Origin of the sequence: Sphingomonas sp. Sph1(2015) (assembly GCF_001970915.1) — a bacterium.
GTDB classification, from domain to species: Bacteria; Pseudomonadota; Alphaproteobacteria; order Sphingomonadales; family Sphingomonadaceae; genus Sphingomonas; species Sphingomonas parapaucimobilis.
In genome coordinates this window covers 26,389-40,309 of record NZ_MQUI01000035.1, presented here as the reverse complement: position 1 = coordinate 40,309, position 13,921 = coordinate 26,389, and the positions used below count along the sequence as shown (strand labels likewise).

General features: G+C 67.5%; 11 protein-coding genes. 7 read left to right on the top strand and 4 right to left on the bottom strand.

Going from position 1 to position 13,921, the window contains the following annotated elements; genetic code table 11:
- Nucleotides 1-91: 91 nt before the first annotated feature.
- From BSZ14_RS13770 to tyrS, 3 genes are all read left to right on the top strand, one after another.
- A complete protein-coding gene (locus BSZ14_RS13770) occupies nt 92-1,054 on the top strand; it encodes a M23 family metallopeptidase (protein WP_076711353.1) in 963 nt (320 codons plus the stop codon).
- A gap of 110 nt (nt 1,055-1,164) precedes the next feature.
- Nucleotides 1,165-1,566, top strand: a complete 402-nt coding sequence (locus BSZ14_RS19890) for a hypothetical protein (RefSeq protein ID WP_076711349.1) — start codon at nt 1,165-1,167, stop codon at nt 1,564-1,566.
- A 56-nt stretch (nt 1,567-1,622) separates the two neighbouring features.
- Nucleotides 1,623-2,849, top strand: a complete 1,227-nt coding sequence (gene tyrS / locus BSZ14_RS13760) for a tyrosine--tRNA ligase (RefSeq protein WP_076711348.1) — start codon at nt 1,623-1,625, stop codon at nt 2,847-2,849.
- Nucleotides 2,850-3,135: 286 nt separating this feature from the next.
- Here tyrS and BSZ14_RS13755 read toward each other — a convergent pair whose 3' ends face one another.
- Nucleotides 3,136-3,576: a DMT family transporter gene (locus BSZ14_RS13755; RefSeq protein ID WP_076711347.1), complete on the bottom strand. Its 441-nt coding sequence runs from the start codon at nt 3,574-3,576 to the stop codon at nt 3,136-3,138.
- A gap of 30 nt (nt 3,577-3,606) precedes the next feature.
- Nucleotides 3,607-5,661, bottom strand: coding sequence for an ATP-dependent DNA helicase RecG (gene recG, locus BSZ14_RS13750; protein WP_076711346.1), 2,055 nt, complete (start codon nt 5,659-5,661; stop codon nt 3,607-3,609).
- 81 nt (nt 5,662-5,742) lie between these two features.
- Here recG and BSZ14_RS13745 point away from each other — a divergent pair, with 81 nt between their 5' ends.
- Nucleotides 5,743-6,009 (top strand): FAD assembly factor SdhE, encoded by a 267-nt coding sequence (locus tag BSZ14_RS13745; protein WP_076711345.1) that lies wholly within the window; start codon nt 5,743-5,745, stop codon nt 6,007-6,009.
- A 207-nt stretch (nt 6,010-6,216) separates the two neighbouring features.
- Nucleotides 6,217-9,684, top strand: coding sequence for a transcription-repair coupling factor (gene mfd, locus BSZ14_RS13740; protein WP_076711344.1), 3,468 nt, complete (start codon nt 6,217-6,219; stop codon nt 9,682-9,684).
- Between the two features lie 40 nt (nt 9,685-9,724).
- Here mfd and BSZ14_RS13735 read toward each other — a convergent pair whose 3' ends face one another.
- The gene (locus BSZ14_RS13735; RefSeq protein WP_241823763.1) at nt 9,725-10,156 is read right to left on the bottom strand and encodes a YybH family protein; all 432 of its coding nucleotides are present in this window, start codon (nt 10,154-10,156) and stop codon (nt 9,725-9,727) included.
- Entirely contained in the window at nt 10,144-11,775 is a 1,632-nt protein-coding gene (locus BSZ14_RS13730) for a putative bifunctional diguanylate cyclase/phosphodiesterase (protein WP_076711351.1), read from the bottom strand. The genes BSZ14_RS13735 and BSZ14_RS13730 overlap by 13 nt, the downstream gene beginning before the upstream one ends.
- Nucleotides 11,776-11,981: 206 nt before the next feature.
- On the opposite strand from BSZ14_RS13730, the gene moaA reads away from it, so the two are divergent.
- Complete coding sequence (gene moaA, locus BSZ14_RS13725; protein WP_076711350.1) at nt 11,982-12,992, top strand: GTP 3',8-cyclase MoaA; 1,011 nt, start codon at nt 11,982-11,984, stop codon at nt 12,990-12,992.
- A complete protein-coding gene (locus BSZ14_RS13720) occupies nt 12,989-13,768 on the top strand; it encodes an NAD kinase (RefSeq protein WP_042482915.1) in 780 nt (259 codons plus the stop codon). The genes moaA and BSZ14_RS13720 overlap by 4 nt, the downstream gene beginning before the upstream one ends.
- Nucleotides 13,769-13,921: the final 153 nt, after the last annotated feature.

Below are 13,921 nucleotides of genomic sequence, written 5' to 3'. Positions count from 1 at the left end.
ATCCCGGCCCGGTTCCACGCGTCCGGCCATCCGCCGCTCGGTGCCCGTCACCACGCCGCGGCCTGCCCAGCGCCCGCCTGCTGCGGGATTCATCGTCCAGCGACCGGCGCCCGTATCGACCGCCCCCGTATCCTCGCTGCCCGCCCCACGCCCGTCCTGGGAACTGCGCCCCGTCGCACCCGATGCGCGGGAGATCACGGAGAGCGTCTATGTCGTGAAGCCCGGCGACACGCTGCGCGGCGTGGCGGATCGCACGGGTGCCGGTTCGGAAGTCATCGCCCGCGCCAATGCGCTGACCCCGCCCTTCATGATCCGGGCGGGCCAGCGCCTGACCATTCCCGCTGGCCGCTATCATCTGGTCCGCTCGGGCGAGAGCGGCATCGCCATCGCACGCGCCTACGGAGTCGCCTGGTCGCGCATCGTCGAGGCCAATGCGCTCAGCGAACCCTATGTCCTGCGCGCCGGGCAGCGCATCCTGATCCCCGGCACCGCCGCCGGGGCCACCCCGATCAGCAGCGCGGCGGAGCGCGCCGCCGCCTTTACGCTCGACGTCGACGACATCCTGACCGGCGGCGAGCCCGCGCTGGCCAGCAACCAGGAACCTGCAAGACCCAGCACGACGCCGCGCCGCGTCCTGCCGCCGACCGCCGTGGTGGCGGCCCCCGCCCGGCTGCGCTCGGGCTTTGCCTGGCCCATCGACGGCCGCGTCGTGAAGCGGTTCGGCGCGGGCTCCAGCGGCGAGCGCAATGATGGCATCAAGATCGCGGCACCGCTCGGTACGCCGATCAAGGCGACGGCGGACGGCGTGGTCGCCTATGTCGGGGACGGCATCGCGGCGTTGGGCGGACTGGTGATCGTCAAGCATGGCGATGGCTGGACCAGCGTGTACGGCCATGCCTCCAAGCTGATGGTCCAGCGCGGCCAGAGCGTGAAGCGCGGCCAGACGCTGGCGCTGTCGGGCCAGACCGGCTTCGCCGACCGGCCCGAGCTGCATTTCGAGTTGCGCCGGGGCCGCACGCCCGTCGATCCACTCAGCCAGTTGCCCAGGCCCTGACCCGTGCGCGCTTTATGAACGCTGGCTAACGGGCGGTTCAGGATTCGGAACGCCACGACCTGTCATAGGTTGGAAACGAACACGGGGCCGTTGCCCCTGGGAGTTGGCGTATGAAGAAGGTGTTCCATGTTCTGGCGGCGATCGGCCTGTCGGTGGCGGGTATCGCGACGACGACGGCGCTTCCCGTGTCGAGCGCTGAAGCCCAGTCTTGGCGTGGCGATGGCCCGCGTTATGATCGGGATCGGCGGGACGACCGGCGCGACTGGCGTCAAAACGACCGCCGTGACTGGCGGGGCGAGCGGCGCGGCTGGCGTGACGACCGGGGCTGGCGCGGCAATGATTGGCGGGCGCGCCGCGAGGCCCGTGTCGCACGCGAATATGACCGGGCGCGGCGCACCCCCGGCTATGTCGATCCGCGCTCGCAGGGCGACTATACCAATTATACGGGCCGGGGCTCGGGCTATCGCCCCTGCAACTATGTCGAGCGTAACGGGCGTACCGTCTGTCGCTGATCCCCCGACGCCTTTGGGGTGACGAACGCGGATCGGCGGTGTAACGGCCAGTCATCATGGCATACACTTCCGATCTGCTTCGCACCCTGGATGAACGGGGTTACGTCCACCAGATGACCGACGGCGCCGCGCTGGACCGTCTGGCCGCGGGCGGGGTGGTGCCGGGCTATATCGGCTTCGACCCGACCGCGCCCTCGCTGCATGTCGGCAGCCTAGTGCAGATCATGCTCCTGCGCCGGATGCAGCAGACGGGCCACAAGCCGATCGTCCTGATGGGCGGCGGCACCGGCAAGATCGGCGACCCCAGCTTCAAGGACGAGGCGCGCAAGCTGCTCGGCGAGGACGGGATCAAGGCCAATGTCGCCTCGATCAAGCGCATCTTCGAACGCTTCCTGACCTTTGGCGATGGTCCAACCGATGCGGTGATGGTCGACAATGCCGACTGGCTCGACAAGCTGGAATACATCCCCTTCCTGCGTGAAGTGGGCCAGCATTTCTCGGTCAACCGGATGCTGTCGTTCGATTCGGTGAAGCTGCGCCTTGACCGCGAGCAGTCGCTGAGCTTCCTCGAATTCAATTACATGATCCTCCAGGCCTATGACTTCCGCGAGCTGGCCCAGCGCCATGGTTGCCGGTTGCAGATGGGCGGGTCGGACCAGTGGGGCAATATCGTCAACGGTATCGAATTGGCCCGCCGCATGGATGGGACCGAGGTATTCGGTGTGACCACCCCGCTCATCACGACGGCGGACGGCGGCAAGATGGGCAAGACCATGGCCGGTGCGGTCTGGCTGCATGAGGATCAGCTGCCGCATTTCGATTACTGGCAGTTCTGGCGCAACACCGACGATCGCGACGTGGGCCGCTTCCTGCGCCTGTTCACCGACCTGCCGCTGGACGAGATCGCGCGTCTGGAAAAGCTGGAAGGCGCGGAGATCAACGAGGCCAAGAAGATCCTCGCCAACGAGGCGACCGCCATGTGCCGTGGCCGTGCGGCGGCGGACGAGGCGGCGGATACCGCGCGCCGGACCTTCGAGGAAGGCGCGGCGGGCGCGGCATTGCCGAGCTTTGCGGTCGAGGGCGGGTCGGTTTCGATCGTCGATGCGCTGATCGGGCTGGGCTTTGCGAAGTCCAAGGGTGAGGCACGACGCCTGATCGCAGGCGGCGGCGCGCGCGTCGATGGCGAGAAGGTGGCGGACGAGAATGCCGTCATCGCCGTTGGGGCCGAGCCGGTAAAGCTTTCGTCGGGCAAGAAAAACCACGGGCTGCTGACGGCGGGGTGATTCCTATGGCCTTCCACTTCGGCGCCATGTGCCGAAGTTTATCCTGAGCGGCTGGCTTGCCAGCCGGCCGAAGGGCTGAGGCGGGACGGAGGTTGGGACGTACTCCCTTTCCATAGCGGCTGTTCCCCGGCGAAGGCCGGGGTCCAATGATGGGCGGTAGATAGCGCACACGAAGGTTCGGGGCGGCAGCGCCCTCCCTCACATCGGCAGGTCTCTTCGTCCAGGAGGAAGAAACTGGACCCCGGCCTTCGCCGGGGAACGGAAAGGTCGGTAGGCCACGCCCCCCTCACCCGCGCCGAACCACCACCGCGCCCGCAATAACCAGCGCCACGCCCACGACCTTACCGATCGTCACCGGCTCCACCCGCACCCCGAACAAGCCGAAATGATCGACGATCAGCGCCGCCACCAACTGGCTGGCGATCGCCGCCGTCAGCGCGACCGAAATCCCCAGGCGCGGCGCGGCATAGGCCAGCACTGCGACGAACCCCGCGCCGTAGAAGCCACCGAGCCACGCCCAGCCCGGCGCGCCCTTCAAAGCCGCCGGACTGGTCCGGTCGATCGCGGCCCACGCGACCGCCAGCGTCAAGGTCCCGATCAGGAACGAGGTCAGCGCCGCCAGCACGACCGACCCCGACGCCTTGGCCAGCGCGGCATTGGTCGGCGGCTGGATCGCCAGGCCGATACCAGCGATCAGGACGAGGATGAGCGGAAAGAAGGCAGCCATCCGCGCCCAACGCCACGAACGCCGCTTCGTTCAGCCGGAACGCAGCAGCGCGACGCCCGCGTCCCGCTCGAACAGATAGAGCGCCGTCCGCGCCGCAGCCCCACGCGGCGCTTCCAGCCCGCCATCGCGGTCGATCAGCAACCGGGCGTCATCCTGCGCGCACTGCATCAGGTCATTCATGGTTTCGGGTGTAGCTAACCGGAAAACCATGTCTCCCGACTGTCGCGTACCAAGCAAATCGCCAGCCTTCCGCAACCGTAAATCCTCTTCGGCGATGCGGAAGCCGTCATTGGTCTCACGCATCAGGGCGAGCCGCGCCCGCGACGTCTCCGAAAGGTGCGAGCCGCGGAGCAACAGGCAGCGCGACAGCCCCCCGCCCCGCCCGACGCGCCCACGCAACTGGTGCAACTGCGCCAGCCCGAAGCGGTCGGCATGTTCGATCACGATCAGCGTGGCGTTGGGGACGTCCACCCCGACCTCGATCACCGTCGTCGCGACCAGCAATCCCAGACGCCCGCCTGCAAACGCCTCCATGACGGCGTCCTTTTCGGCAGGCTTCATCTTGCCATGGACAAGGCCCACCCGCTCGCCGAACCGGGCACGCAGGGTCTCGGCGCGCATCTCGGCGGCGGCGAGGTCGGACTTCTCGCTTTCCTCGACCAGCGGGCACACCCAATAAGCCTGCCCCCCGTCCGACAAATGGCGGCCGAGCGCATTGACCACCTCGTCCAGCCGGTCCTCGGACACCACCCGCGTCTCGATCGGCTGGCGGCCCGGCGGCATCTCGTCCAGGCGGCTGACATCCATCTCGCCATAATTGGCGAGCGTCAGGGTGCGCGGGATCGGCGTCGCGGTCATCGCCAGCAGATGCGGCGGCGCCTTGCCCTTGGCCGACAGCATCATCCGCTGCGCCACGCCGAAGCGGTGCTGTTCGTCCACCACCACCAGCGCGAGGTCGCGATAGGTTACGGTTTCCTGGAAGATCGCATGGGTGCCGACCAATATGTCGATCTCCCCCGCCGCCAGCGCCATGAGGGTCGCCTCGCGCGCCTTGCCCTTGTCGCGGCCGGTCAGCACCGCGATCTCCAGCGGCAGCCCGGCCAGCGTCTTGCGAAGCGTCTCATAATGCTGGCGCGCCAGGATTTCGGTCGGGGCCAGCATCGCCGCCTGCGCGCCCGCCTCGACCGCGATCAGCATCGCCATCGCCGCGACCAGCGTCTTGCCCGCGCCCACATCGCCCTGGAGCAGCCGGAGCATCGGCGCGTCCTGCGTGAGGTCCCCCTCGATCTCGCGCACCGTCCGGCTTTGCGCGCCGGTCAAGGTATAGGGCAGCTTGAGCATGTCCCTTAAGCGCCCGTCGCCGTTGAGCGCCCGCCCCCGCCGCTTGCGGGTATCGGCCCGCACCAGCGTCATCGCCAGCTGATTGGCGAACACCTCGTCATAACCCAGCCGCTCGCGCGCCTTCGCATCCGCCGGATCGGCATGGACGCGGGCCAGCGCCTCCCGCCAGTCGGGCCAGCCGCGCTGCGCCTTCAACCCTGGTTCGATCCATTCGGGCAGTTCCGGAGCCCGCTCCACCGCCTGTACCGCCAGCGCGCCCAGCCGCCGCGAAGTGATCCCCTCCGACAGCGGATAGATCGCCTCGCGCTCGCGGAAATCCTCGGTGCTGTCGCCCAGATCGGGATGCACGATCTGCAAATCCTGGCCGTACAGGTCCAGCCGACCCGACACGACCTTGGTCTCGCCGATCGGCAGCAGCTTCTTCACCCAGCCCGAATTGCCGCCGAAATAGACGAGCGCCACGCTGTTGCCCGCCGCATCCTCCGCCCGCACCCGCGTCGGCCCGCGCGGGGAGGACGAGACACGGTGCTCCTTCACGGTCAGCGAGATCGAGATGACCCGCCCCGCGTCCGACATCATCAGCTCGTCACGCGGGAAACGGTCGATATGCCCGGTCGGCAGGTGAAAGGCGACATCGACCACCCGCGCGATGCGCAGGCGTTCGAGCGGCTTGGCGAGGCCAGGCCCGACGCCTTTCAGCGACGTGACCTCGGCGAACAGCGGATTGAGGATATCGGGACGCATGACTAGATGGGTGCGTATAGCCTCAAGCCCCCGCGCGCCGCCAGAGCGTCTCGGGCCTTAATCTCGTTGGATCGGAACCCCATGGACCACGAAATCCGTATCAAGCGCCTCCGCTTCCGCGCATGGCATCGCGGCACCAAGGAAGCCGATCTGATGATCGGCGGGTTTTTCGACGCGCATCACGAGACGCTGAGCCGTGAGGAACTCGATTGGTTCGAGGCTCTGCTGGAGGAGCAGGATGTCGACATCATGGCCTGGGCCATCGGCACCCAACCCTGCCCGCCGCAATGGGACGGCCCGGTGATGCAGCGGATGCGCGCGCTGAATTTCGTGCCGATCGCCCGGTAACTTACGCCAGAACGCACGTTCAGATGCCGAAAGTAGGATAACTTTGATCTGATCCGAGCCCCTCCCCTTCAGGGGAGAGGTTGGGGTGGAGCCTCGCCACTAGCGTCACGCTTGCGGAAGCGCCCCACCCCCCGGCCCCTCCCCTGAAGGGGAGGGGTGAATGACGCCGATGACATCAAGCCCCAACTTCTCCAGCTTCGGAACCCCATGCCCGATATCAAGACGATCCTGTCCGCCAAAAGCCCGCTGACCCTGTCGGGCGTTCCGGCGGGGTTCCTGCCCGTGCTGCTCGCCGACCTCGCCCGCGCCGCGACGACGCGCGCGGTGTTCATCTGCGCCGACGAGGCACAGATGCGCGAGTTGGCCTCGACCGCGACCTATTTCGCGCCGGAACTGGAAATCCTGCAGATCCCCGCCTGGGACTGTCTGCCCTATGACCGTGCCTCGCCTACCTTACGCGTCATGGCGGAGCGGATCGCGGGGCTGCACCGGCTCCAGGCCAAGCCCAAGGCGCCGCAGCTGGTCCTGACCACCGCCAATGCCGCGACCCAGCGCGTGCTGACGCCATTTCGCATTCGGCAACTGGTCGCACGACTCGCGCCCGGCGAGCGGATCGGGCTGGAGAAGCTGTCGGCGCTGCTCCAGGCGAACGGCTATGTCCGTACCGAGACGGTCCATGACCAGGGCGAGTTCGCGGTGCGCGGCGGGCTGGTCGACCTGTTCCCCAGCGGCGAAGAACAGGCGCTGCGCCTCGACTTCTTCGGCGACGAGATCGAGAGCGTCCGCACCTTCGATCCCGCCGACCAGCGCACGACGGGCCGGATCGAGGGCTTCACCCTGCTCCCCGCCTCCGAGGCGCTGCTCGACGAGGAGTCGATCAAGCGTTTTCGCACCCGCTACCGTGAAACCTTCGGCGCGACGGCGACCGGCGATCCGCTCTATCAGGCGGTGTCGGAGGGGCGGCGCATGGCGGGCATGGAGCATTGGCTGCCCTTGTTCGAGGACAAGCTGTCGAGCCTGTTCGAGCATCTCGGCGACGGCGCGGTGATCGCGCGCGACAGCGGCGTGGCGGCGGCAGCGGCCAGTCGGTTCGACGCCATCGCCGACTATTACGAGAACCGCAAACGCGCCGAGGCGGCGCAGCCCGGTAGCTTCCGCCCCCTGCCCGCCAAGTCGCTCTATCTGGCCCCCAAGGAGTGGGACGAGGGGCTGGAGGCCGCGACCGCGCATCTCGTCTCGCCCTTCCACGAACCGGCAAGCGCCACCGTCCTCGACTTCGAGGTCGACGGCGCGCGCGACTTCGCGCCCGAACGTGCGGCCCACGCCAATATCTATGAGGCGGTGGTCGACCATGTCGAGGGCTTACGCAAGGAAGGCCGCAAGCCCGTCCTCGCCAGCTATTCGGTCGGTGCGCGCGAACGGCTCGGCAGCCTGCTCAAGGATCACGGGCTGAAGGGCGCGAAGGCGGCCGAGACCTGGCAGGAAGCGCTGGGCATCGCCGACACGTCGAAGAGCTTCGGCGTCGCCTTGGTCGTCCTGCCGCTCGACCATGGTTTCACCGCGCCGGGCATCGCGGTGCTGACCGAGCAGGATATGCTGGGCGACCGGCTGATCCGGCGGCAGAAAAGGCGCAAATCGGCCGACGCCTTCCTCGCCGAGCTGGCGACGCTCTCCCCCGGCGATCTGGTCGTCCACTCGGATCACGGTATCGGCCGATACGAGGGGCTGACCTCGATCCCGGTCGGCAAGAGCCCGCATGACTGCGTCGCGCTGTCCTATGCGGGCGGCGACAAGCTGTATGTGCCGGTCGAGAATCTCGAAGTCCTGACCCGCTACGGCTCGGGCGAGGACGGTGCGACGCTCGACCGTCTGGGCGGCGAAGCGTGGCAGCGGCGCAAGGCCCGGATGAAGGAGCGCATCCGCGAGATCGCGGGTGAGCTGATCGCGGTGGCCGCCGAACGCGCGCTGCGCCCCGGTGAAGTGGCCGAGCCGGACAGTGCAGGCTATCCGGCGTTCGTCGACCGCTTCCCGTACGAGGAAACCGACGATCAGGACCGGGCGATCGACGATGTGCTGGGCGACCTGACCGCGGGCAAGCCGATGGACCGGCTGATCGTCGGCGATGTCGGTTTCGGCAAGACCGAGGTGGCCCTTCGCGCCGCCTTCGTCGCGGCGATGGCGGGGATGCAGGTGGCGGTGGTCTGCCCCACCACGCTCCTCGCGCGCCAGCATTACAACAACTTCGTTCAGCGGTTCGAAGGCTTTCCGATCAAGATCGGCCGCCTCTCCCGCCTGGTCACCGCCACCGAAGCCAAGCGGACCAAGGACGGCGCGGCGAGCGGTGACATCGATATCGTCGTCGGCACCCATGCGCTGCTGGCCAAGAATGTCGAGTTCAAGCGCTTGGGCCTCGTCATCGTCGACGAGGAACAGCGGTTCGGCGTGACCCACAAGGAGCGACTGAAGGCGCTGAAGGCCGACGTGCATATGCTGACGCTGACCGCCACGCCGATCCCACGCACGCTGCAAATGGCGATGTCGGGCCTGCGCGAGCTGTCGGTGATCCAGACGCCGCCGGTCGACCGTCTCGCGGTGCGCACCTATGTCATGCCTTGGGACCCCGTCGTGCTGCGTGAGGCTTTGCTGCGCGAACATTATCGCGGCGGGCAGAGCTTCCTCGTCACGCCGCGCGTCGCCGACCTGCCCGATATCGAGGAATATCTGCGCAAGGAGGTGCCCGAGGTCCGCTATGTCGTCGCGCACGGCCAGATGTCGGCGACGGAAGTCGAGGAGCGCATGTCCGCCTTCTACGACCGCAAGTTCGAGGTGCTGGTGTCGACCACCATCATCGAGAGCGGTATCGACATTCCATCGGCCAACACGATGATCGTCAACCGCGCCGACCGCTTCGGCCTGGCCCAGCTCTATCAGCTGCGCGGGCGGGTCGGCCGGTCGAAGACGCGCGCCTATGCCTATATGGTCACGCCGCCCGAGCGGATGATGACCGAGGCGGCGGAGAAGCGGTTGAAGGTGCTGTCCGACCTCGACACGCTGGGGGCGGGCTTCCAGCTGGCCAGCCATGACCTGGATATTCGCGGCGCGGGCAATCTGCTCGGCGACGAACAGTCGGGGCATATCAAGGAGGTCGGCTACGAACTCTACCAGTCGATGCTCGAAGAGGCGATCCTGGAGGCCAAGGCGGGCGGCGCGTTCGAGAAGAAGCGCGACTTCTCGCCGCAGATCACCGTCGATGCCCCCATCCTGATCCCGGACGATTACGTCCCCGATCTTGACCTGCGCATGGGGCTGTATCGTCGCCTCAACGATCTGGAAAAGCATAGCGAAGTGGAGGAGTTCGCCGCCGAGATGATCGACCGCTTCGGCCCGCTGCCCGAGGCGACCGACAATCTGATCCAGGTCATCAAGATCAAGCTGAACGCGAAAAAGGCGTGTATCGCCAAGATGGATGTCGGCCCGCGCGGCGTGCTGGTCGCGTTCCACGACAATCGGCCGCCCAATGTCGACGGGCTGTTCGCCTATGTCGAGCGGCTGGGCGAGCTGGCCAGGCTGCGTCCCGACGGCAAGCTGATCCTCAACCGCGCCTGGCCCGACGCCAAGGCGCGGCTGCACGGCGCGCTGCAACTATCGAAGGGGTTGGCGAAGGCGGCGGGGTAACGTCCCACTCCTCCCCATCTCCGATGGGGAGGAACGGGTGTCAGCTGCTATGATCGGAGACGATCTTCCAGCCATCGGCGCGGCGCTCGAAGACCAGGGTGGTCATCCCGCTCTCGGCCTTCGCACCGCCCGACAGGTTCCAGCGGGCAAACAGGATGCGGCGGTCGCCGATCCGCTTCAAATGGAGAAAGTCGAAGCGGAGCTGACCGCGACTGTTCGCACCACCGGCAAAACTCTTTCGATAACTATCGGCAATTGCTGGCTTTCCCTGGATCAAACCCTTGCTGCCGATAAATACCGCATCGGGCGCGTAGATGGCCATGAAGCGGTCCAGATCGCCCATGCTCCACCCCTGGGCGCTATCCAGCATCGCGGTTCGGATCGCGGCCTCCGCCGGATCGGCGACGGGTGCGGCGGCATGGACCGCCATGGGCGACAGCATACAGGCCGCCGCGATCGTCAGGCCGCGCATTCCATTTCTCCCTCGACCATCGCCTGCAACGCCTTTTCGTCCAGTGGCGCGGCGCAGAGGAAGCCCTGATAGGTTTCGCAACCCAGTCGTCCAAGCAACTGCGCCTGCCCTTCCGTCTCCACCCCCTCGGCGATGATCCCCATGCCGAGCTGCGTCGCGATGCGGATGATGCCGCGCACGACCACCCGGTCACGACGCGATCCGTCGACCTCAGTCACCAGAGCACGGTCGATCTTCAGATAGTCGATCGGCAGGCTGGTGAGATAGGCCAGGCTGGAATAGCCGGTGCCGAAATCGTCGATGGCCACCCGCACGCCCTCCGTACGCAGCGTGTCGAGCACCTGCGCGGCGCGGTCCAGCTCGCGGATCAGTCCGGTCTCGGTGATCTCGACGGTCAGCCGCTCGAGCGGAAAGCCGCTGGCCGCCACGCGGTCGAGGAAGATGCGGGCGAAACCCGCCCGCCCGACATCGGCGGCGGTCACGTTGATCGACAGGCGCAGATGCGACAGCCGCACAGGCCAGCGCGCCGCGCGTTGCAGGGCGACCTGCTGGATATGATCGGACAGCGCCAGGCCCAGATCGGCACGCTCGGCCGCGGCAAAAAGGGGGTCGGCGCCCAGCGGCCCCAGGGTCGGATGACGCCAGCGGGCCAGCGCCTCGACCCCCGTGATCCGCCCGGTGCGGATCGCGACCTGCGGCTGGAACACGATATCGATCTCGCCACGCTCGATGGCGTGGTGGAGGTCGGCGGCCAGCACGTCCAGCGGTGCCACATCGCCGGGATGGGCGAAGCGCAGCATCGCGCCGTCGCTCGCCTGCGCCTGGGCCAGCGCCTCACCCGCACGGGCGAGCAGGCTGGCGGGATCCTCATGGGCATGCGCCTCGGACAGACCGAGCCGGACGCCCAGGCGGATCGGCACCGCTCCCGCCTGGAAGGGATGGGCGAGTAGCGTCTCCAGCGTTTCGGCGATGGTCCGCGCCTGTCGGCCATGGGCGACGCCCGCCATGACGAACTCCGCCCCGCCCGACCGCGCGACGATCGCCCGGTCTCCGAACGCCTCGGCCGCGACCGCCTGCATCCGTGCCTCGACCCCGCGCAGCAGCATGTTGCCCGCCGGTCGGCCGTGCGCAGCATTGATCAGGTCCAGCCGCGACAGCGACACGACGATCGCGACACAGGGTTCGCCCTGATCCAGAATATCGGCGATCCAGCGGTGGATTTCGCCCACTTCGCCGTCCGCATGGGTCCGCCGCCGCCGCACGTCGAGCGTCCGGCGGGCATGGCGCTCGGCCAGCTTCAACGCGGCATGGACCATGGCTTCGCTCGCATCGGGTTCCAGGATATGCGTGGCCCCCGCCGCTAGGAACGCGTCCAGCGTGTCGGGGGCCGAATCGGGCACCGATACCAGCATGGCCGCCCCCGTCGCGGCGATCACCGCGCCCAGCGCCTGCGCCGCGCGAAGCCCGGCATCACCCTCCCCCCGCGCATCGATCAGGGCGACGCGCGCCTCGCTGGCCAGAAAGGCGCTAACCAGCATGTCGCCCGACGGATGCTCGCCATCGCGCGGCGCCATCGACCAGATCGCCCAGCCACCACGGATGATCGCTTCGTCCAGCATCGCAGAATGACGGAACGAAAGCGCAAAGATCGCCGTTCCCCTGCGGTGGGCGTTAAAACCGAATTCATCCTGCGTCATGGGCGCACCCTATCCACCGCCACTGGGATCACCAACGGCAATCGATCTTGTTCGCGTCCCGCCTTGGGGCTACCATCATGACGATGGGGCGTGCCAATAATTCGTCCGATCATGCGGATGCCGTCGGTATGACGGATCGGCGCCCGGCCAACGGGTCGCTGGTCGATCGTCATGGCCGCACGATCCGCTATCTGCGCATTTCGGTTACCGACCGCTGCGACCTGCGTTGCCGCTATTGCATGGCCGAGCAGATGACCTTTCTGCCCCGCGCCAAGCTGCTGAGCCTGGACGAAATCGCGATCATCGCCGAGCGGTTCATCGCGCGCGGCGTGACCCGCATCCGCCTGTCGGGGGGCGAACCGCTGGTTCGGCGCGACGTCGTCGACCTGGTCAAGCGGCTGGGCGGCCATGTCGGCCAGGGCCTGGAAGAGCTGACCATGACCACCAACGGCACCCGGCTGGCCGACCATGCGCAGGGACTGGTCGATGCGGGCGTGCGGCGGATCAATGTCAGCCTCGACAGCCGCGACCCCGAACGCTTTCGCTATATCACCCGGCACGGCGATGTCGGTCAGGTGATCCATGGCATCCTCTCCGCGCGCGATGCGGGGCTTGCGATCAAGATCAACATGGTCGCGCTCAAGGGGATGAACGAAGACGAGATCGCTTCGATGCTATCGTGGTGCGTTTCGGAGCGATTGGACCTGTCCCTTATCGAGACGATGCCGCTGGGCGCAATCGATGAGGACCGGGTCGACCGCTTCCTGCCGCTGACCGCCGTGTTCGACCGGCTGGCGGCGGAATTCCCGCTGGTCCGCGCCGGGCATCGGACCGGCGGCCCCGCGCGATACTGGCAGGTGGAGGGCAGCCAGACCCGGCTCGGCCTGATCTCCCCCCTCACCGCGAATTTTTGCGACGGCTGCAACCGGGTGAGGCTGACGACCGAAGGCAAGCTGTATATGTGTCTGGGTCATGAGGATCAGGTGGATTTGAAGGCCGCACTGCGGGACGGAGGCATCGAGGCGCTGGACATGGCGATCGATGCAGGGCTGGCGGCCAAGCCCGCCCGGCATGATTTCCGCATCGAGGCGGGATCGGCCCCGGCGGTGTCGCGCCATATGAGCGTGACCGGCGGATGACCCTTCCCGTCCGGCGGGCGCTCGTCGCCTCGCCCACCGCGCAGGCTCAGGCGGCGGCCGCCGACCTGCTGCAAAGCGCCGACTGGGTTGATTTCGACGAGGCCGATTACGTCATCGCGCTGGGCGGCGACGGCTTCATGCTCCAGACGCTGCACCGGATGCTGGAGCGGCGGCGCGGCGCAGTGCCCGTGTTCGGCATGAACCTGGGCACGGTCGGCTTCCTGATGAACGAATGGCGCGGCTATGGGCTGGAGGATCGCCTCGCCCGCGCCAAGCCGTTCCGCGTCACCCCGTTGAAGATGACCGCGACAGGCATCGATGGCCGCGTCCATACCCTGCCCGCGATCAACGAGGTCTCGCTGCTGCGCGAAACCCGCCAGACCGCCAAGCTGGAGGTCATGGTGAACGAACGCATCGTCCTGCCTGAACTGGCGTGCGACGGCATCCTGGCCGCCACGCCCGCCGGATCGACCGCCTATAATTTCTCGGCACAAGGTCCGATCCTGCCGCTCGGCTCGGCGCTGATCGCACTGACCCCGATCAGCCCCTTCCGCCCCCGGCGCTGGCGCGGCGCGATCCTGCCCGACAAGGCGCGTATCTCGATCAAGGTCCTCGACCCCGGCAAGCGCCCCGTCTCGGCCGTGGCAGACCAGCGCGAGGTCCGCGACGTGGCGCAGGTGGATATCTGCATGGACCGTTCGCGCGAGCTGACGCTGATGTTCGATCCCGAACATGCGCTCGACGATCGCATCACGATGGAGCAGTTCGTCTCCTAAAGTCGACAGGGGAGCTGCAAATCCTCCCCGGCACGGGGAGGTGTCAGGCCGAAGGCCTGACGGAGGGGGGCTTCCGCAAAGTGCATCCTATGTGGCGCACCCCCTCCACCATGCTGCGCATGGTCCCCCTCCCCTTGCAGGGGAGGAATGGAA